This is a genomic window from Streptomyces sp. NPDC059866, assembly GCF_042731325.1.
Lineage (GTDB): Bacteria > Actinomycetota > Actinomycetes > Streptomycetales > Streptomycetaceae > Streptomyces > Streptomyces flavusporus.
Map to the genome: position 1 here is coordinate 18,846 of NZ_JBHWJT010000038.1, position 18,712 is coordinate 37,557.

Genomic DNA, 18,712 nt, shown 5'->3' on the forward strand with positions numbered 1-18,712 from the left:
CTGCGCGGGTCGCAGGTGGGTGGCTCCACCGGCCGGCGATCGGCGTGTGCCCATGGAGCGCGCTTCAAGGAATCCACATGCTGAGCAGTCGGTCACCCCCTGAAACGAAACGTCCGTCAAATCGTGATGATCCACGCACAGCAGGAGGTACGGATTGTGCCCCCTCACAAGCGGATCACGCCCCGGCTGGGAGCTGACAGCGACTCGCTCCCAGTCCATGGACGCCCCGCTACCACCGTGTTCTCGTAGCGCTCCAGTCCGGCGCCCGGCACGCGCCCGCTCGACGATGAGCAAGGAGAACGCCCTGATGAGCCCACCAGAGTCCGAGGCGGGGACCCTTCGGGTCAGCGATCTGCACGTCAGCTACGGACGGTCCGTGCAGGCGCTCCACGGGGTGTCGCTGACCGTACCGCAGGGCCGGATCGTGGCCGTACTCGGCTCCAACGGAGCGGGAAAGTCCACACTGCTCCGTGCGGTCTCGGGAACCCTCGCACTGCACCGCGGCACGGTCGAGCGCGGCACGGTGCACTTCGACGGCGTACGGCTGAGCGGCGACGCCGCGCTGTCCGTGGCCGCCGGGGTGGTGCAGGTGCCCGAGGGCCGGCGGATCTTCGGCGCCCTTTCGGTGGAGGACAACCTCCGGGCCGGGTTCCTGGGGTCGGCATGCCGCTCCCGCGCCGAGCTGCGGGCGGCCCGCGAGCGCGTCTTCGCGCAGTTCCCGGTGCTGGCCGAGCGGCGGCGGCAGGCCGCCGGGCTGATGTCCGGCGGCGAGCAGCAGATGCTCGCGATGGGCCGCGCGCTGATGGCGGCGCCGCGGCTGCTGCTCCTCGACGAGCCCTCGCTGGGGCTCGCGCCGCTGATGGTCCAGCGCATCGCGGAGATCATCCGTGAGATCAACGCCCAGGGGACCTCGATCCTCCTCGTCGAGCAGAACGCCGCGATGGCCCTGGAGCTGTCCGATCGCGCGTCGGTGCTGGACGTCGGCCAGGTGCGGCTGGAGGGGGCATCGGCCGACCTCGCCGCGGCGGACGAGGTGCGACGGCTGTACCTGGGCGAGACGTACGAGACCGGCTGCGGCGCGCCTGACGCGGACGGCGACGCCGCGTACGTGACGGCCGCGAGCACTCCTTCCGTGACGGGACCGGGACTGACGGAGCTTGGCAGGTGGAACGGATGAGCATCGGCACGACGGACACGACCCCCGAGGCCGCCACGACCCCACCGGACAGAGGACCCGACCCGGTCCCGGCCCTCACGGTCGAGAACCTGACCGTGCGTTTCTCCGGCCTGGTCGCCCTCGACGACCTGTCCTTCACGGTCGCGCCCGGCACGATCCACGCGCTCATCGGCCCCAACGGCGCGGGCAAGTCGACCTGCTTCAACGTCATCTCGGGCGTCTACCGCGCCACCGCCGGAGCCGTCCGGTACGCGGACAAGGACCTCACCCGCCTCGCACCGCACCGCATCGCTCAGCTCGGCGTGGCCCGCACCTTCCAGAACATCGTGCTCACCCACGGGACCGTCGCCGACAACCTCATGCTCGGCCGCCATCGGCTGACCCGGGCAGGCTTCACTGCGAGCGCGCTGCGGCTGCCCCATACGGTGCGCGAGCAGCGCCGCCACCGGGAGCGCGCGGCCGAGATCGCCGACTTCCTGGGCCTCGGCCCGGCGTTCGACAAGCCGGTCGGCGGGCTCGCGTACGGCGACCGCAAGCGGGTGGAGATGGCGCGTGCGCTCTGCATGGAGCCCAGGCTGCTGCTGCTCGACGAGCCCGTCGCCGGCATGCACCCCACCGAGCGCTCGGCCATGGCCGAGACGATCGCCCGGGTGCGTGACGCCCTGGACATCTCGATCCTCATCGTCGAGCACGACATGGGGCTGATCATGCGGATCGCCGACTCGGTGACCGTGCTCGACTTCGGCCGCCTCATCGCGGACGGGCCGCCCGAGCGCATCCAGAACGACCCGGCGGTCATCAGCGCGTATCTCGGCACCCCCGTCCAGGACACCGAGCCGGAACCGGAAGCCGAGCCGGAACCGGAATCTGCCACGGACACGGACACCGGCACGGACACCGCCGAGGCTACCGCCCCGGACACCGAGCGCGACTCGGAGGAGGCATCATGATCAAACTCACCGAAACCGTCCTCAACGGACTGGCGCTCGGCTCCGTCTACGCCCTGATAGCCCTGGGCTTCGTCGTGATCTTCAAAGCGTCCGGCGTGATGAACTTCGCGCACGGCTCCCTGCTGCTCTTCGGCGGCTATGTCACGGCCCGCCTCCACGACGCCATCGGCTTCATCCCCGCCGTCCTCGTCGGCGCCGCGCTCGCCGCGGCCCTCGCCGGACTCGTCCAGCTGCTGGCCACCCGCGGCCTGCGCGGCGCGGAGATCCACACACTGACCATCCTCACCATCGGCGTGGACGTCCTGCTCAGCACCGAACTCAACCGGCAGGTCGGCGCCGACTACCTCACCATGGGCGACCCCTGGGGCGCCGATGTGACCCGGCTCGGCAGCATCACCGTCGCCGACGCCCGGATCGCGAGCATCGTCGTCGCGGTCATCGTCATCGGCGCGTTCTTCGCCGCCTTCCGCTGGTCCCGCTGGGGCCTGTCCATGCGGTCCGCCGCCGCCGACCCGGAAGCCGCGGCCCTGATGGGGATACGGCTGGACCGCGTACGGCTCATCGCCTGGTGCGTCGCCGGGGTGCTCGCCGCGCTCGCCGCCGTGTTCCTCGCCGCGTTCCCCGCGCCGGGACTCGACCGTACGACCAGTCAGATCGCCCTGAGCGCCTTCCCCGCGGCGATCCTCGGCGGCATGGACTCGGCCGCCGGCGCGCTCGTCGGAAGTCTGGTGATCGGCCTGACCGCGGCGATGGCCGCCGGCTACCAGAACGAACTGAGCGTCCTCGGCGCCGGATTCTCCGATGTGGCCCCCTACCTCGTGATGGTGCTCGTGCTCCTGGTCCGGCCCACCGGTCTCTTCGGATCGAAGGAGCTGACCCGTGTCTGATACCCGCGACACCACTGGCTCCCATGACACCACTGGCACCGTCGACACCGTGGCGGTTCCCACCCCCGCGGCCGCCGATTCCCCGTCCGTCCAGGCCGGGTGGTCCGGCAGGCTCGGTCCCCGCGGGCGGCGCGCGGCCGCTCCGGCCGCCGGCGTACTGGTCCTGCTCGCCCTCCCCTTCTACGTCACCTCGTTCTGGCTCCAGACGGGCCTGTTCGCCATGGCCGCCGTCATCGGCGCCATCGGGCTGAACCTGCTCTCCGGGACGACAGGCCAGCTCTCCCTCGGCCACGCCTTCTTCCTCGCCGTCGGCGCGTACGGCTATGTGTGGCTGGCGGCCGAGCCGTCCGGCACCGGTTCCAGCAGCCTGTACGGCCTCGGGCTCCCGCCGGTCCTCGCCTTCGTGCTGGCGATCGTGCTCGCCGGCGCGGCGGGCGGCCTGTTCAGCCCCATCTCCGGCCGGCTGCGCGGCATGTACCTGGGCATCGCCACCCTCGCCCTGGTGTTCCTCGGCCATCACATGATGCTCAACGCCCCGCAGGTCACCGGCGGCTTCAACGGCCGTTCCGTACCGCCGCTGGACATATTCGGCTTCTCCTTCACCGACACTTCCCCTGACGGGCTCGCCGTCCTCGGCGTCCCCTTCGGGGGGCTGGAGCGCCTGTGGTACGTCGGCCTGGCCCTGATGGCCGTGGCCTGGCTCGCCGCCCGCAACATCCTGCGCGGACGCCCCGGCCGCGCCCTCGGCGCCGTACGCGACAGCGAGGTCGCCGCCGCCGTGATGGGAGTCCATCTCACCCGCTACCGCGCCTCCGCGTTCATCGTCTCCTCGATGTACGCGGGTGCCGCGGGCGCCCTGCTGGCCCTGGTGTTCAAGCGCGTCGTCCCCGACCACTTCGGCCTGCTGCTGTCCATCGACTACCTCGCGATGATCGTCATCGGCGGCCTCGGCTCGGTGAGCGGCGCGGTCTGCGGCGCCGTCTTCGTCGCCCTGATCCCCCACCTGCTCACCAAGTACGCCGACGACCTGCCCCTGCTCACCGCTCCCGGCACCACGGGATCCGGCGTGTCCCCGGGCGACGCGGCCCGCTATCTCTACGGCACCGCGATCGTCCTCGTTCTGATCTTCGCCCCCGGCGGCCTGGCCGGACTGGCCCACAGACGGCCGCGCCGCAAGGGCGACGACTCCCCCCGCACCCGGCGTTTCCCTCTCCGCACCCGCACCACCCCGAAGGAGCACACCCCGTGAGAAGCACCCGACTTGCCCCCGCCGCAGCCGTCATCGCCGCACTCGCCCTGAGCGCCACGGCCTGCAGCACCAAGAGCGGTACCGACGCGAGCAGCGCCGGCAGCGACGGCGTCAAGACCGGCCCCGGAGTGACGGAGAAGACCATCACCCTGGGCGCGCTCACCGACCTCACCGGCCCGTACGCCTCGCTCGGCAAGAGCATCGTCAACGCCCAGCAGCTGTACGCCGACCAGCTCAACGCCTCCGGAGGCATCTGCGGCCGGACCGTCAGAATCACTGTCAAGGACCACGGCTACGACGTCCAGAAGGCCGTGTCCGCGTTCACCGAGACCGAGCCGAACGTGGCCGCCGTGTCCCAGATGGTCGGCTCCCCGGTGGTGTCCTCGCTGTCGCAGGAGCTCGAGTCCAAGCACCTGCTCACGTTCCCGATGGCCTGGGCCTCCACCCTGCTGGGCGGCGAGTACGTCCAGGTGGTCGGCTCCACCTACGACGTCGACATGATCAACGGCGTCGACCACGTCGTCCGTACGGCCAAGCTGAAGGCGGGCGACAAGATCGGCCACGTCTACTTCGAGGGCGAGTACGGCGAGAACGCGCTCGCCGGTGCCACCTACGCGGCGAAGAAGGCGAAGCTGACCGTCGTCGGGCAGAAGATCAAGCCCACCGACCAGGACCTGACCGCCCAGGTCACCGCGCTCAAGCAGGCCGGCGTCAAGGCGGTCCTGATCAGCGCCGGTCCGCGTCAGACGGCCGCCCTGGTCGGCACCGCCGCCGCCGCGGGCTTCACCGTCCCGGTCCTCACCAGCTCGCCGGGCTTCGCCCCGCAGCTGATGGCGACCCCGGTCGGACCCGCCCTGGAGAAGATGCTCCAGGTGGTGAGCCCCGCCCCGGCGTTCACCGACAACCCCGCCATGCAGAAGCTCGCCAAGGACTACAAGGCGAAGTACCCGAAGGACCTGCTCGACTCAGGTGTCGTCAGCGGCTGGAACGCGATCAGCGTCCTCGGCGAAGACCTCAAGGCAGCCTGCAAGGCGAAGGACCTGACGCGCGAGGGCATCGCCGCTGCCCACCGCAAGCAGTCCCGGCTCACCGTGCTCGGCGTGCCGCTGAACTTCTCGGACCGCACCAAGCCGCCGACGTACCAGTCCTTCATCCACAAGCCGGCGAAGACGGCCCCCGGCGGCCTCGCGAACGTCGAACCGGCCCACGAGGTGCCCGCGGCGCGGACCTACGCCCTGCCCAAGGGCTGAACCCGCCCGGCTCAAGGGCATGACCAAGGAGCTGGTGCTGTGACCGCATAGGTTCGCCGGGTTGGTGGTCGTGGCGGTTGGATGTGCGGTGATGTCCGTTCCGATCGCTGGAGGCGCGGTGGCCGAGCCTGTCCGTGTGCGCAGACTGACCGACCAGGAGGGCCAACGGCTGCAGCAGATCGTGCGCCGGGGCAGCACCAGTTCGGTGCGCTACCGGCGCGCGATGATGCTGCTGGCCTCGGCCGGCGGGAACCGCGTGCCGGTGATCGCCCAGCTGGTGCAGGCCGACGAGGACACCGTCCGCGATGTGATCCACCGCTTCAACGAGATCGGCCTGGCCTGCCTGGACCTCAGTGGGCGGGAGGTCGTCCCCGCCAACTCAACCCTGACGACGAGGACTTCGTCGTCCAGACGGCCACCACCCGCCCGACCAAGCTCGGCCAGCCCTTCACCCGCTGGTCGATCCGCAAACTCGCCGCCTACCTGACGCTATGAGGGCCGGGCCCCCTTCGCTCAGCCCGGTGGATTCTGGTTCCGGGTTCCTGCGAGCTCGGGAAGGAGGCCCGGGATGTCTGTCTACGTCGGGATCGACGTACATCGCAAGGGTTCGCAAATCGCCGTCGCCAGCCAGGGCGGCGGGATCAGGGTGAACAGGAATGTGCCCAACGGGCGGGTGTCGGTGCTGGGGGTGATCGGGGATCTTCCGGCAGGCACCCCGGTGGCGTTCGAGGCGGCCTTCGGGTGGGGCTGGCTGGTGGACCTGCTCCAGGAGCACGGCTTCGAGCCGCACCTCGTCCATCCGCTGCAGTGCAGGGCCATCGCCGCGGCCCGGCTGAAGAACGACAAGGTCGATGCGGCCACCCTGGCCCGGCCGCTGCGGGCCGATCTGCTGCCCGAGGCGTGGATCGCCCCGCTCCCGGTCCGGCAGCGGCGGGCCATGCTGCGGCACCGGGCCCAACTGGTCCGGCTGCGGACCCTGTTGCGCAACCGGATCCACGCTGTGCTGGCCGACCACGGCTGTGACCGGGGAACCAGCCGCAGCTGCTGGAGCGGACCCGGGCGTGCGTGGATGGACCAGCTCCCGCTGCCCACGGCCTCCCGCACCGTGGTCACCGATCTGCTGGAGATGATCGATGCCGTGCAGGCCCCCATCGACCGGCTCGACGCCGAGCTGACGGCGGCGGCCAGGGCCGACCCGCGGGTACAGGTCCTGACCACCCTGCCGGGAATGGGACCACTCACCGCTCTGGTCCTGCTGGCCGAGATCGGGGACATCCGCCGGTTCCCCTCTGCCCGCAGGCTCGCTTCCTGGGCCGGGCTCACCCCCACCGTCCGCGGCTCGGACCGCACCGTCCGCTACGGCCACATCTCCAGACAAGGCAATCCCTGGGTGCGCTGGATCCTGAACGAAGCGGCCCAAACCGCCAAACGATCCCCGCAGTTCGTCGCCTGCTACCAGCAGATCGCCCACCGCCGCGGCAAGAAGATCGCCACGAGCGCGATCGCCCGCAAACTCCTCACCCGCGCCGGGCATCTGCTCGTCCAGTACGAAGCCTGCCAGCAGGACACCCGTCCGGTCCGGGAGGCAGCACCGAGCCGATGACACCCACACTTCCTTCCCGGAAGGGTTGCCGACCCCGGGCGCGCTCGCGTCAACGCATGAGCCGGCCCCGCCGCACTCGACTACCTGAATGAGCAGCCCGGCCCCCGGACCAGGGTCATGGCGCCGGCCCGGCAGCGGTGCACGGAACCGAATGGGTGCGTGTGAGACCTCCTCCGCCCGACCTGTCTCCGGGGACTACCGACACCCCGGCCGAAGAGGCACAGGCTCCCCTGCCCGGCCCCAGCCCGTGAGCACGCCGGGCCAGGTACTCGTCTGCCCTTGACAAGTCCGGCCCTCATGGGTGCGTTGGCGCAACGCCAACGCCCGCCACCGCGACGTCCTGGCCGCCGAACGCCGTGAACGCGCCCGCATCCGCAGCGAGAAAGGCATCCGATGGGGCGGGCGCCCCCTCAAAACCGCAGCCTGACCCCACCCGGCGAACCTATGCGGTCACAGCACTAGGCGGCGCCGGCAACCTCGCCCGGTCCCCGGTCCATCAGCGACGGCAGTAGGGTCCGCCGTGTGAGCGAGTACCAGTACTACGAGTTCCAGGCCCTCGACCGGCCGCTCAGCCGCGAGGAGCAGGACCAGTTGCGGGCCATCTCCAGCCGGGCCCGGATCACCGCCACCAGCTTCACCAACACCTACAACTGGGGTGATCTGAGCGGAAACCCACGCCGCATGGTCGAGCGCTACTTCGACGCACACCTATACGTCACCAACTGGGGCACCCACCGGCTGATGCTCCGCCTGCCCAGGCAAGCCCTGGCCCTGCCCACGGTGAAGCCGTACTGCCTGGACCACCGCGTCGACGCCTGGACCACCCGCACCCACCTGCTGCTCGACCTCACCAGCGAGGACGAAGGCGGCGACTGGATCGAGGGCTCCGACGACTCGCTGGCCGCCCTCATCGGCGTACGCGACGAACTCGCCACCAGCGACCTGCGCCCCCTCTACCTCGCGTGGCTCTCCGCGCTCGCCGCCTGGGAACTCGAAGACGACGAAGAAGAGGAGTATCAGTCCTGCCCCGAACCGCCTGTCCCGGCCGGCCTCGGCGAGCTGACCGCTCCGCAGCGCGCGCTCGCGGACTTCCTGCGTGTGGACGCCGATCTGCTGGCGGCCGCGGCGCAGGCCAGCCCGCCGAGCCCAAGGAAGTCGGCCAATCCCGCGAAGAAGGAACTCGCGCCGCTGATCGCCGCCCTACCGGAGCAGGAGAAAGACGCCCTGCTGCTGCGGCTCGCTCTCGGCCCCGAACCGCAGCTGCGTACCGAACTCCTGCACCGCCTGCGCGGCACCGCCGCCCCCACTGCGATCCCCGGGCGCCGGTCCGCCGCCCACCTCCTGGACGCCGCCCACACCCTGCGCACCGAACGCCGACAGCACGCCGAACACGAACGAGCCGAAGCCCGCGCCCGGCACCTGACCGCCCTCGCACGCGAGGCCGAGTCCGCCTGGCAGCGGATCGAGGCGCACATCGCCACCAAGAAGAGCACCGCCTACGACCAGGCCGTCGCCCTCCTCGCGGAACTGCGCGACGCCTACGGCCACACCGGACGGGGCACCGACTTCCACCAGCGCCTGACCCGCCTGCGCGAGAACTACCAACGCCGCCCCGCCCTCATCCACCGCCTCGACCGCCACAGTCTCCGGTAACGCCCCGCATCCGGCCCGCGACCACAGTGCGACTACCAGCCCTCCAGCAACGCGAAAAGCCGCCCTCCCTGAGCGGGAGAACGGCCTCCGACCTGCATCAAAGCTGGTCGGGACGACAGGATTTGAACCTGCGACCCCTTGACCCCCAGTCAAGTGCGCTACCAAGCTGCGCCACGTCCCGGTGCCGTCTGACCTGGGCTTTCCCCCGGCCGAGCACGCATGGAAACAATACCGCACTCGGGTCGGTGGTCGCGCACCCGATTATGCGTGGCCGGCGCACGGTGCAGCTCGCCGACGAGTGACGCTTGACCTGAAGTTTGGTTGAGGTTGCACGATCGTCCACATGACGATCATCGACGAAGGCACCCGTACGTACGGCTGCACCGATCTGCCCCGCCTGATGGCCCTCATGACCGGCGACGAGAAGCACGGGCCTGCGGCGACGTCCACGCTGGACGTGCTGTGGGTGCTCTACGACCGGGTTCTGCGGGTCGAGCCGGGGCGGCTGGAGGACCCGGGGCGGGACCGGTTCCTGCTGTCCAAGGGGCACGGGCCGATGGCGTACTACGCGGTCCTGGCCGCCAAGGGCTTCGTTCCGGTGGACTGGTTGCCGGGCTTCGGCTCCTACGACTCCCCGCTCGGACACCACCCCGACCGGATGCTGGTGCCGGGCGCCGAGATCGGCAGCGGCTCGCTGGGGCACGGGCTGCCGATCGCCGTCGGCACGGCGCTGGGGCTGCGTGCCCAGGGCCTGGTCGAACCGCGGGTGTGGGTGCTGGTCGGGGACGCCGAGCTGGACGAGGGCAGCAACCACGAGGCGATCGCCTTCGCCGGGCCCGCCGGACTGGACCGGCTGCACACCGTCGTCGTGGACAACGCCTCCGCCAGCCACGCCCGGCCCGGCGGCATCGCGGCTCGCTTCGACGCGGCGGGCTGGTCCACGGTGACCGTCGACGGTCGCGATCACGCGGCACTGCACGCCGCCTTCACCGCGCCGCATCCGGGCCGCCCGCACGTGGTCGTGGCCCGGGTGGAGCCGAAGTCCGCGTGAGGCGGCGATCGGGCAGGCCTGCAGAACCAGTTCGCTCTCCCTACGGCCTCAGCGAAGGAGCCGACGTCCATGGACACCATGCGTGACCGTTTCGCCCCTGTCATCTCCCGGTTGCTCGACGAGGATCCCCGGGTCGCGGTCGTCCTGGCCGAGATCGGCGTGGACGGTTTCACCGACGCCCGGGGACGGCACCCCGACCGGGTGATCAACGTCGGTATCCGCGAGCAGCTGCTCATCGGGACGGGCGCGGGGCTGGCGCTGACCGGGCTGCGGCCGGTCGTGCACACCTTTGCCAGCTTTCTGGTCGAGCGGCCGTTTGAGCAGGTCAAGCTGGACCTCGGCCACCAAGGGGTGGGGGCGGTGCTGGTGAGTGCCGCGGCGTCCTTCGACTGGCCGGCGGGCGGGTACACGCACATGGCTCCCGGCGATGTGGCGCTGCTCGACACCGTCGACGGCTGGACCGTGCACGTGCCCGGCCACCCGGACGAGGCCGAGACGCTCCTGCGCCAGGCGGTCGCCGCCGGCGACGACAAGGTGTACGTCCGGCTGTCGGTGCAGTCGAACGCGCACGGCCTCCCGGTCGACGGCGCGCGTCTCCGTACGGTCCGCGAGGGGCGTGCGGGGGTGGTCCTCGCCGTCGGGCCGACGCTCGACGCCGTGCTCGACGCCACGGAGGGCATCGATGTCACCGTGCTCTACGCGACGACCGTCCGGCCTCTCGACACGGCCGCCCTGCGCCGGGCCACGGAGTCGGCGGGGACGGACGTCGTCCTTGTCGAGCCCTACCTGGCGGGCACCTCGACAGCCACCGTGAACGACGCCCTCTCCCACGTGCCGCACCGTGTCCTGGGCCTGGGAGTGGGCCGCCGGGAGCTGCGCCGCTACGGGACCGTCGAGGAGCACGTCACCGCGCACGGCCTCGACGCCCGGTCACTGCGGGAGCGGATCGCGGGTTTCGTGGCGGCAGCCCGGTGAGTCACCCCTTCTCCGCACACACCTCCCCTCGTATGCCCCTCCTCCCGGAGCGGGCCGTCGGCGGGTCGACGCGCACCAGGCCGCGTATCGCCGGGACCGAGAGCAGGGCGATCACGACGACGAAGCTCATCGCGCCGGAGACGAGGAGGACGTGGTCCGCGCCGAGGGCGGCTGCGGCCGGGCCCGCGAGGGCCTGACCGACGGGCATCATGGCGAGGGAGCCGGCGACGTCGTAGGCGTGGATGCGGTTCAGGACGTCGGGCTGCACCTGGGTCTGGACGCTGGTCGCCCACATGACGCCCCAGAACGACATCCCGGCCCCGGCCACGGCAGCACCGGCGGCCATCGCCGGGACGTCGAGGCCGAGGCCGACGGTCGCGGGGAACCCGGCGAAGCCGACGAGGGCGATCGCCCCGGCCCGTAGCATCCGGCGGGGGCGCAGCCTGAGGGCGAGGAGTCCGCCGACGACGGTGCCGGCGCCCAGCGCGGAGTTGACCAGCCCGTAGGCGCGCGGCCCGTGCTCCTGGACGACCTCCGTGGCGACGAGCGGCACGGTCGGACCGTGGACGGCGATCATGTAGACGCACCAGACGGCGATCACGCCCCACAGCCAGGTGCGCGACCGGAACTCCCGCCAGCCCTCGACGAGATCGGCCTTGAAGGCGCTCGCGCCACGCCCCGGAGAGCGGCTGCCCTGCGGAAGCGGGGGGAGCCGGAGCAGTAGCAGGCAGAGGGCGCTGACCGCGTAGGTGGCGGCATGGGCCGCGAACACGCCGCCCGGTGAGGCGAAGCCGACCAGGAGGCCGGCGACGGCGGGACCGGCGAGTTGGGCGGCGGACTCGGCGATGCGTATGGCGCCGTTGGCGCCCTGGAGGTCGGAGGCGAGCCGGGGCACCATGCCGGCCACACCGGGCTGGAACACGGCGCCCGCAACGCCGTTCACGACGCCGATCGCGCAGATCTCCCAGAGAACCACGTGATCCATGAGGAACAGCACGGCCGCGAAGGACTGGGTGCCGAGCCGCACCAGATCGGCGCCGATCATCAGCTTGCGCGTGCTGAACCGGTCGGCGATGACCCCGCCGAAGACGACGAGGCCGGCGAAGGCCGCGGCCGTCGCCGCCATGGCGAGGCCGACCGCGCCCGCACCGTACCCGTGCTGGAGGAGGCCTGCGGCGAGGGCGACCGGGAGCATGGTGTCGCCGAGCCGGGCGACGCCCCGGGCGACGAAGAACAGCGCGAAGTCCCGCGACCAGACCGGCCGCGCTCCCCCGCCGCTCCGCTCACGCGGCGCCCCGGCAACGTTGTCACCCCGTCCGTCGCCGAACCTGCTGCCGCCCCCCGCTCCCGACGGCGCACCCTCCCCCGGAGCCCACCCGTCACCGGACGCCCGGCCCACAGGCGCACCCTCCGCCGGCCCCACCCCGCCCCCTTCGTGCGATGGCTGTGACGACGTCCCGGTCATCCCCCGCGCTCCCCTCCCCGGCCGACCCGGCACGAGCCCCTCCCGTGCCTGTGGTGGCCGAGGCCCCCTCCGCCCCGGCTCCCACGCCCTCCGGATCATTCCATGGGGCACTGACAACGCCGGAGGATGCTTCAGTCGGCGGCAGGCAGGCCCAACTCGGGGTAGGCGTCGAGCAGTCGGGTCGGGGCCGCCTGGCGCCAGGAGTCGGCGAGGATGTCCCGCAGCTCGCCCTCGCCCTCCAGCGCCGCCAGCCGCGCCCGCACCCAGGCGAACTGCGCCTCGTGGTCGGCGATCCAGAACTTCTCCGGCTCGGCCAGGACCAGTTCGTCGCGCTCCTCCTTGGGGCAGCGCACGGCGATGGAGGTCTCGTCCTCCGGCAGCGTGGCGAACATCTTCCCCGCGACCCGGAACGTGGGCATGCTCCAGGCGATCTTCTCCGTCGTGTCCGGCAGGGACAGGGCGATACGGCGTACGTCTTCGGCATCCGGCATGACAGGCACCGTAGCCGCTGCCACTGACAATCACCTGGTGGGAGCGCTTGTCCCCACATGCTTGAAGTACAGCGTGGTCGGCCGCAGCACCCCGTACGGGTCGGCCGCGTAGTCCGGGATCACCCCGGCCCGGGTCCAGCCGGCCGAGGTGTAGAGGTGCTCCGCCGGGCTGTCGGTCTCGGTGTCCAGATGGAGGAGCGTGATGCCGGCGTCGACGGCCGCTTCCTCGGCCGTGCTCAGAAGGCTGCGGCCGAGACCCCGGCCGCGGGCCTCCCTGTGCACCATCAGCTTGACCAGTTCGGCGCGGTGGCTGCTGTTGGGCTTGTCGGGGAAGGCCAGACTGACCGTACCCAGCGTCCGTCCGCCGTCCTGGGCGACCCAGACGGCGAACTGTCCCGCGGCCACTCCCGCCGCCCGCTCCTTCCACCAGGCGATGGCCACCGCGTGGTCGAGCGGCCCGAGGAAGCCGATCGAGGCGCCGCCGTCCACGGTGTCGACCATCAGCCCGGCCAACTGCTCCACGCAGTCCGTCAGTTGAGCGGCATCCAGCCGGTTCACGATCACGGCAGCACCACCGCCAGCACATACCGCACCCGCTCGGGTCCGGCGCACCGGAACCGCGTCGGCCCCCACACCCTCAGCCGCAGACAGTCACCGGCGTCGAGATGGTGCTCGACGTCCTGCGCGGTCACGTCGAGCGCCCCCTCCAGCACCCAGATGTGCTGTTCGAGGCCGGACACGGGCGGCCGGTCGTACGCGATGTCGGCGCCCGGGGCCAGCTGCCCCTCGACGAGTTCGCCGCGCAGCCCGGTGTGCGGCGGCGACACGGAGCGTCGTACGAACCCGGAGGCCTTGTCCTCCCACACCGGCTGCTCGGCGGCCCGCACCAGCAGCGCGGGTTCGGCCTCGACCTCGCTGAGCAGCTGGGACATGGTCCGCCCGTACACGGCGCACAGACGGTTCAGGAGCGAGGCGGTGGGGCTGATCTCCGCGCGCTCGGCCCGGGAGAGGGTCGACCGACTCACTCCGCTGCGCTCCGCCAACTCCCCCAGGGACCAGCCGCGTTCGGCCCGCAGCTCGGCCAGGCGGGCGCCGAGCCGGGCGTCGACGGGGTCGGGCCCGGCCTCGACAGCAAGATCTTGTTTCACATCTGGGATGCTATCCCAGATGTGAGAAATCCTGCCCTGCGGCCCCCGTCACTCCCGCCCGCCGAAGGCTGCCAGCGTCCGCTCCAGCGCGGGCAGCGCCCGCACCACCCGCTTCGACCGGATCAGCAGATCCCACGCGGGCTCGAACTTCTTCCAGCCGCCCGCGTACGCGAGGTGCCGCACCCGCTCGTGCCGGCCCGGCTGGGCCGCCGCACCCCGCCAGATGTTGGACCAGCGGTAGAAGTCGCGGTACGCGCGCCAGTAGCCGTCCTCCAGCTGACGGTGCGTCATTCCCTTGGGCCGGTAGACGACATGGCGGGTGTCATAGAGGTCCCAGTCGCGGTGGACGATCCGGCCTTCGGACTCCAGCTGCTTCCACAGCCCGGTCGACGGATACGGCGTCATGATGTGGAAGGTCGCCGTCTCGATGCCCTGCGTGACCGCCCACTCCACCGTGCGGCCGAAGACGTCGGGACCGTCCTGGTCGAGCCCGAAGACGAAGCTGGCGTTGACCATCACCCCGGCGTCGTGCAGACGCCGTACGGCCGCCGCGTAGTCGGTGCCGATGTTCTGGTTCTTGCGGCGCTCGGCGAGGTTGGCGTCGTTGACGGTCTCGAAGCCGACGAACAGACTGCGCAGCCCGGCCTCGACGGCCTTCTCCAACAGGTCGGGCTTTAGGACGGAGTTGACCGTGCCCGCTGCCTGCCACAGCCGGCCCATGCCCTTCATGCCGTCGAACAGGGCTTCCGCGAAGCGGCGGTTGCCGAGCAGGTGGTCGTCGAGGAAGTAGAGGTGGCGGCCGGGCAGCCGGTCGATCTCAGCGAGGGCGTCGTCGACGGTCTGGGTGTAGAAGGACTTGCCGCCCTCGAAGAAGGCGTCCTTGTAGCAGAAGTCGCAGTGGTGCGGGCAACCGCGCGACACCACGATCGAGTTGGGCACGAGGTAGAGGTGACGTTTGATCAGGTCACGGCGTACGGGCGGTAGTCCGGCCAGGGTGCGCCGGGTCGAGTCGTAGCGGCGGGCGGGGGCGCCGTCGCGGAAGTCCTTCAGGAACAGCGGCCAGGTGTCCTCACCCGGCCCGGTGAAGATCGTGTCGGCGTGGGCCGCCGCCTCGTCGGGGAGCGAGGTGACGTGCAGACCGCCCATGGCGACGTGCACGCCCCGGGCGCGGAAGTGATCGGCTATCTCGTAGCTGCGCCGGGCCGAGGTGATGTACGGCTGGATCACCAGGAGATCGGGGGTGGGCAGGGTCTCCAGGTCGATGCGCTCCACGTGCTCGTCGTGCAGCGTGACCTCGTCGTCGGGGTTCAGATAGCCGGCCAGGGTGGCGAGGCCGAGCGGCGGGAACAGCGAGTACTTGATGGGCCGGAACAACGGGCTCGTCGCCTCGGTCAGGGCCGGAAGGATCATCGTCACACGCATGACAGCCGAGACTGCGTTCGACCGGTGGCCGGTTCCCTACGGCTGGGATGCTTCTCCGAGCGCGTCCAGCACGGGACGGATCAGCGGGTGCTCCTCCGCGCCCCGGCGTACGGCCGCGAAGACCCGGCGGGTGGGCGCGACACCGTCGACAGGCCGTACGACGACCCCGGCGAGGTCCATGCCGATCAGCGCCGAGCGCGGTACGAGGGCCACGCCGGCCCCGGCCGAGGCCAGTGCGACGACCGCGCGGAAGTCGTCCGAGGAGTGTTCGAGCCGGGGCTGGAATCCGGCGTTCTCGCAGGCCAGGACCACCACGTCATGGCAGGGGTTGCCCGGGTAGGGGCCGATCCAAGGGTCCTTGGCCAGTTCCCCAAGCGGCACCTCGCCCACGTCGGCCAGGCGGTGCGTCACCGGGACGACCGCGTCGAAGGGCTCGGCGTACAGGGGGACATGGGCCAGCCGCGGGTCGTCGGCGGGCGGCGCCCCGCGGTACTCGACGGCGACCGCGACATCGACCTGCCGGTCCAGGACCATCGGCAGGCTCGCGTCGCCCTCGGCGTCCTGGACCCGGATGCGGATGCCGGGCGCCGAGTCGGCGAGGCGGGCCACGGCGGGCGCGACGACCAGGGCGATGCCGGTCGCGAAGGAGGCGACGGTGACCGTGCCGGCCTCGCCCGAGCCGTACGCGGCCAGCTCGGCCTCCGCCCGCTCCAGCTGGGCGAGGACCGCGTTGGTGTGGTTGAGCAGGATCTCGCCGGCCGGGGTCAGCCGTACGCCCTTCGCACCGCGTTCGACCAGGCGGTGCCCCGTCTCCTGCTCAAGGGCTGTGAGCTGCTGGGACACGGCCGAGGGCGTGAGGTACAGCGCGGCGGCAGCCGCCGTCACCGTGCGGTGGTCGGCCACCGCACGGAGGATGTGGAGCCGCCGCGCTTCGATCATGGGATCGATTGTCTCAAATGCCCCGTGTGCTGAATCTCAGCCCTCCAGCTCCGCCCGCGCCGCCACGAACGCGTCCACCGCGCGGTTCACGTCGTCCGTGGAGTGCGCGGCCGACAGCTGCACGCGGATGCGGGCCTGGCCCTGAGGCACCACCGGGTACGAGAAGCCGATCACGTACACACCGCGCTCCAGCAGCAGCTCGGCCATCCGGCCGGCCTTCGCCGCGTCGCCGATCATCACGGGTGCGATGGCGTGGTCGCCGGGGAGGATGTCGAAGCCCTCCTCGGTCATCCGGCGGCGGAACAGGGCGGTGTTCTCGGCCAGCCGGACGCGCAGGTCGTCCGCCGACTCCAGCAGGTCGAGGACCTTGAGGGAGGCGGCGGCGATCACCGGGGCGAGCGTGTTGGAGAACAGGTACGGGCGCGAGCGCTGGCGCAGGAGAGCCACGATCTCGGCGCGGGCCGCGACATAGCCGCCGGAGGCGCCGCCCAGCGCCTTGCCGAGGGTGCCGGTGATGATGTCGACGCGGTCCATCACGCCGTGCAGCTCGGGGGTGCCACGGCCGCCGGGGCCGACGAAGCCGACAGCATGGGAGTCGTCGACCATCACCATGGCGTCGTAGCGGTCGGCGAGGTCGCAGATCTCACGCAGCGGCGCCACATAGCCGTCCATGGAGAACACGCCGTCGGTGACGATGAGGCGGCGGCGCGCGTCGGACGCGTCCTTCAACTGCCGTTCCAGATCGGCCAGATCACGGTTGGCGTACCGGAAGCGGCGGGCCTTCGACAGCCGGATGCCGTCGATGATCGACGCGTGGTTGAGCGCGTCGGAGATCACCGCGTCCTCCGGGCCGAGCAGCGTCTCGAAGACACCGCCGTTGGCGTCGAAGCAGGAGGAGTAGAGGATCGTGTCCTCCTGGCCGAGGAAGGCCGACAGCCGCGCCTCCAGCTCCTTGTGCACCTCCTGCGTACCGCAGATGAAGCGCACGGAGGCCATGCCGTAGCCCCAGCGGTCGAGCGCCTCGTGGGCGGCGGCGATCACCTCGGGGTGGTCGGCGAGGCCGAGGTAGTTGTTCGCGCAGAAGTTGAGGACCTCGCCGGGGCGGCCGCCCGCGGTGACGTGCACGGTCGCGGACTGCGGGGTGCCGATCACGCGCTCGGGCTTGTGCAGACCGGCGGCGCGGATCTCGTCGAGGGTGGCGCGCAGGTCGTCGCGCACGGAGTCGAACATCAGGGAACTCCTTGAAATACGGGTGACTTACGCAGTCCAGTCGAGGATGACCTTGCCGCCGCGGCCGCTTGCCGCGTCGGCGAACGCGGCCTCGAAGTCACGGTGGCTGTAGCGGCCGGTGATCACGGGGGCGAGGTCGAGGCCGCCCTCCAGGAGCACGGACATCGCATACCAGGTCTCGAACATCTCCCGGCCGTAGATGCCCTTGAGGGTGATCATCGAGGTGACGATCCGGGCCCAGTCGACGGGAAACTCCTGGGCCGGCAGGCCCAGCATGGCGATCCGCCCGCCGTGCGTCATGTTGGCGATCATGTCGCGCAGGGCCTCGGGGCGGCCGGACATCTCCAGACCGATGTCGAAGCCCTCGCGCAGGCCCAACTCCCGTTGTCCGTCGGCGATCGAGGAGCCGGAGACATTGAGCGCCAGGCTCACACCGATCTTCCGCGCCAGGTCCAGCCGCTCCTCGCTGACGTCGGTGATCACGACGTTCCGGGCACCCGCGTGCCGTGCCACAGCCGCAGCCATCAGGCCGATCGGCCCGGCGCCGGTGATCAGCACATCCTCGCCGACCAAGGGGAAGGACAGCGCGGTGTGCACGGCGTTCCCGAACGGGTCGAAGATCGCCGCGACATCGAGGTCCACCGGAACCCGGTGCACCCACACATTGGCGGCGGGCAGGGCGACGTACTCGGCGAAGGCCCCGTCCCGGCCGACACCGAGCCCGACCGTGGCCCGGCACAGGTGCCGCCGCCCGGCCAGGCAGTTGCGGCACTTGCCGCACACCAGATGGCCCTCGCCGCTGACCCGGTCGCCGACGGCGATGTCCGCGACGTCCCGGCCGGTCTCCACGACCTCACCGACGAACTCGTGCCCGACCACGAGCGGCGTACGGATCGCCTGCTGCGCCCAGCCGTCCCAGGACCGGATGTGCAGGTCGGTGCCGCAGATGCCGGTGCGCAGCACCTTGATCAGTACGTCGCCGGGCCCGACGGCGGGTTCCGGGACGTCCGCGAGCCACAGCCCGGGCTCCGCCTTCTCCTTGACCAGCGCCTTCAACGCTACGGCTCCTGTGGGTGAGACCCCGGGCCACGGGCATGCCGAAGGAGCCCGCGGCCGGGGAGAGGGGTGGAATCGCGTAGCAATCTGCCGTACGACGCCACCCCCGGTCCATCGAGGATTTCTTAAGCGGCGCCTCAGCTCTGCTTCACGCCCTCCGCCCGGC

Annotated in this window: 17 protein-coding genes, 1 tRNA gene and 2 pseudogenes; 11 read left to right on the forward strand and 9 right to left on the reverse strand. The window is 71.3% G+C overall.

Annotated elements, in window-relative coordinates:
* Positions 1–307: 307 nt before the first annotated feature.
* From ACFV7R_RS38770 to ACFV7R_RS38810, 9 genes and pseudogenes are all read left to right on the forward strand, one after another.
* Positions 308–1,177 (forward strand): ABC transporter ATP-binding protein, encoded by an 870-nt coding sequence (locus ACFV7R_RS38770; protein WP_385272817.1) that lies wholly within the window; start codon positions 308–310, stop codon positions 1,175–1,177.
* A complete protein-coding gene (locus tag ACFV7R_RS38775; protein WP_385272820.1) occupies positions 1,174–2,127 on the forward strand; it encodes an ABC transporter ATP-binding protein in 954 nt (317 codons plus the stop codon). The genes ACFV7R_RS38770 and ACFV7R_RS38775 overlap by 4 nt, the downstream gene beginning before the upstream one ends.
* The gene (locus ACFV7R_RS38780) at positions 2,124–3,014 is read left to right on the forward strand and encodes a branched-chain amino acid ABC transporter permease (protein WP_385272823.1); all 891 of its coding nucleotides are present in this window, start codon (positions 2,124–2,126) and stop codon (positions 3,012–3,014) included. Before ACFV7R_RS38775 ends, ACFV7R_RS38780 begins: the two co-directional genes overlap by 4 nt.
* Positions 3,007–4,263, forward strand: a complete 1,257-nt coding sequence (locus ACFV7R_RS38785) for a branched-chain amino acid ABC transporter permease (RefSeq protein ID WP_385272826.1) — start codon at positions 3,007–3,009, stop codon at positions 4,261–4,263. Before ACFV7R_RS38780 ends, ACFV7R_RS38785 begins: the two co-directional genes overlap by 8 nt.
* Positions 4,260–5,513, forward strand: coding sequence for an ABC transporter substrate-binding protein (locus ACFV7R_RS38790; protein WP_385272829.1), 1,254 nt, complete (start codon positions 4,260–4,262; stop codon positions 5,511–5,513). The genes ACFV7R_RS38785 and ACFV7R_RS38790 overlap by 4 nt, the downstream gene beginning before the upstream one ends.
* Positions 5,514–5,631: 118 nt before the next feature.
* A pseudogene (locus tag ACFV7R_RS38795) lies at positions 5,632–5,999 on the forward strand (transposase); the annotation flags it as partial.
* Positions 6,000–6,081: 82 nt separating this feature from the next.
* Positions 6,082–7,116 (forward strand): IS110 family transposase, encoded by a 1,035-nt coding sequence (locus ACFV7R_RS38800; protein WP_385272832.1) that lies wholly within the window; start codon positions 6,082–6,084, stop codon positions 7,114–7,116.
* A 295-nt stretch (positions 7,117–7,411) separates the two neighbouring features.
* Positions 7,412–7,543 (forward strand): annotated as a pseudogene (locus ACFV7R_RS38805) (IS630 family transposase); the annotation flags it as partial.
* Between the two features lie 95 nt (positions 7,544–7,638).
* Positions 7,639–8,769: a hypothetical protein gene (locus tag ACFV7R_RS38810; RefSeq protein WP_385272835.1), complete on the forward strand. Its 1,131-nt coding sequence runs from the start codon at positions 7,639–7,641 to the stop codon at positions 8,767–8,769.
* Between the two features lie 104 nt (positions 8,770–8,873).
* Here the strand turns inward: ACFV7R_RS38810 and ACFV7R_RS38815 are convergent.
* Positions 8,874–8,950 (reverse strand) — tRNA-Pro (locus tag ACFV7R_RS38815).
* Positions 8,951–9,112: 162 nt separating this feature from the next.
* On the opposite strand from ACFV7R_RS38815, the gene ACFV7R_RS38820 reads away from it, so the two are divergent.
* Positions 9,113–9,820 carry a transketolase gene (locus tag ACFV7R_RS38820; RefSeq protein ID WP_385272838.1) on the forward strand — a complete coding sequence of 236 codons (708 nt, stop codon included), beginning with the start codon at positions 9,113–9,115 and terminating at the stop codon, positions 9,818–9,820.
* 69 nt (positions 9,821–9,889) lie between these two features.
* Positions 9,890–10,795, forward strand: a complete 906-nt coding sequence (locus ACFV7R_RS38825) for a transketolase family protein (RefSeq protein ID WP_385272841.1) — start codon at positions 9,890–9,892, stop codon at positions 10,793–10,795.
* Between the two features lies 1 nt (position 10,796).
* Here ACFV7R_RS38825 and ACFV7R_RS38830 read toward each other — a convergent pair whose 3' ends face one another.
* From ACFV7R_RS38830 to tdh, 8 genes are all read right to left on the reverse strand, one after another.
* A complete protein-coding gene (locus ACFV7R_RS38830; protein WP_385272844.1) occupies positions 10,797–12,194 on the reverse strand; it encodes an MFS transporter in 1,398 nt (465 codons plus the stop codon).
* Positions 12,195–12,391: 197 nt separating this feature from the next.
* Positions 12,392–12,751, reverse strand: a complete 360-nt coding sequence (locus tag ACFV7R_RS38835) for an MmcQ/YjbR family DNA-binding protein (RefSeq protein WP_385272847.1) — start codon at positions 12,749–12,751, stop codon at positions 12,392–12,394.
* Positions 12,752–12,781: 30 nt separating this feature from the next.
* Positions 12,782–13,315, reverse strand: a complete 534-nt coding sequence (locus tag ACFV7R_RS38840) for a GNAT family N-acetyltransferase (protein ID WP_385272850.1) — start codon at positions 13,313–13,315, stop codon at positions 12,782–12,784.
* Entirely contained in the window at positions 13,312–13,899 is a 588-nt protein-coding gene (locus ACFV7R_RS38845) for a helix-turn-helix domain-containing protein (RefSeq protein WP_385272853.1), read from the reverse strand. The genes ACFV7R_RS38840 and ACFV7R_RS38845 overlap by 4 nt, the downstream gene beginning before the upstream one ends.
* 48 nt (positions 13,900–13,947) lie before the next feature.
* Positions 13,948–15,321 (reverse strand): B12-binding domain-containing radical SAM protein, encoded by a 1,374-nt coding sequence (locus ACFV7R_RS38850; protein ID WP_385272856.1) that lies wholly within the window; start codon positions 15,319–15,321, stop codon positions 13,948–13,950.
* Between the two features lie 36 nt (positions 15,322–15,357).
* Entirely contained in the window at positions 15,358–16,260 is a 903-nt protein-coding gene (locus tag ACFV7R_RS38855; RefSeq protein ID WP_385272859.1) for a LysR family transcriptional regulator, read from the reverse strand.
* Positions 16,261–16,296: 36 nt separating this feature from the next.
* On the reverse strand, positions 16,297–17,490 hold the full coding sequence (locus tag ACFV7R_RS38860) for a glycine C-acetyltransferase (RefSeq protein WP_385272862.1): 1,194 nt from the start codon (positions 17,488–17,490) through the stop codon (positions 16,297–16,299).
* Positions 17,491–17,517: 27 nt separating this feature from the next.
* Positions 17,518–18,546: an L-threonine 3-dehydrogenase gene (tdh, locus tag ACFV7R_RS38865; RefSeq protein ID WP_385272865.1), complete on the reverse strand. Its 1,029-nt coding sequence runs from the start codon at positions 18,544–18,546 to the stop codon at positions 17,518–17,520.
* Between the last annotated feature and the right edge of the window lie 166 nt (positions 18,547–18,712).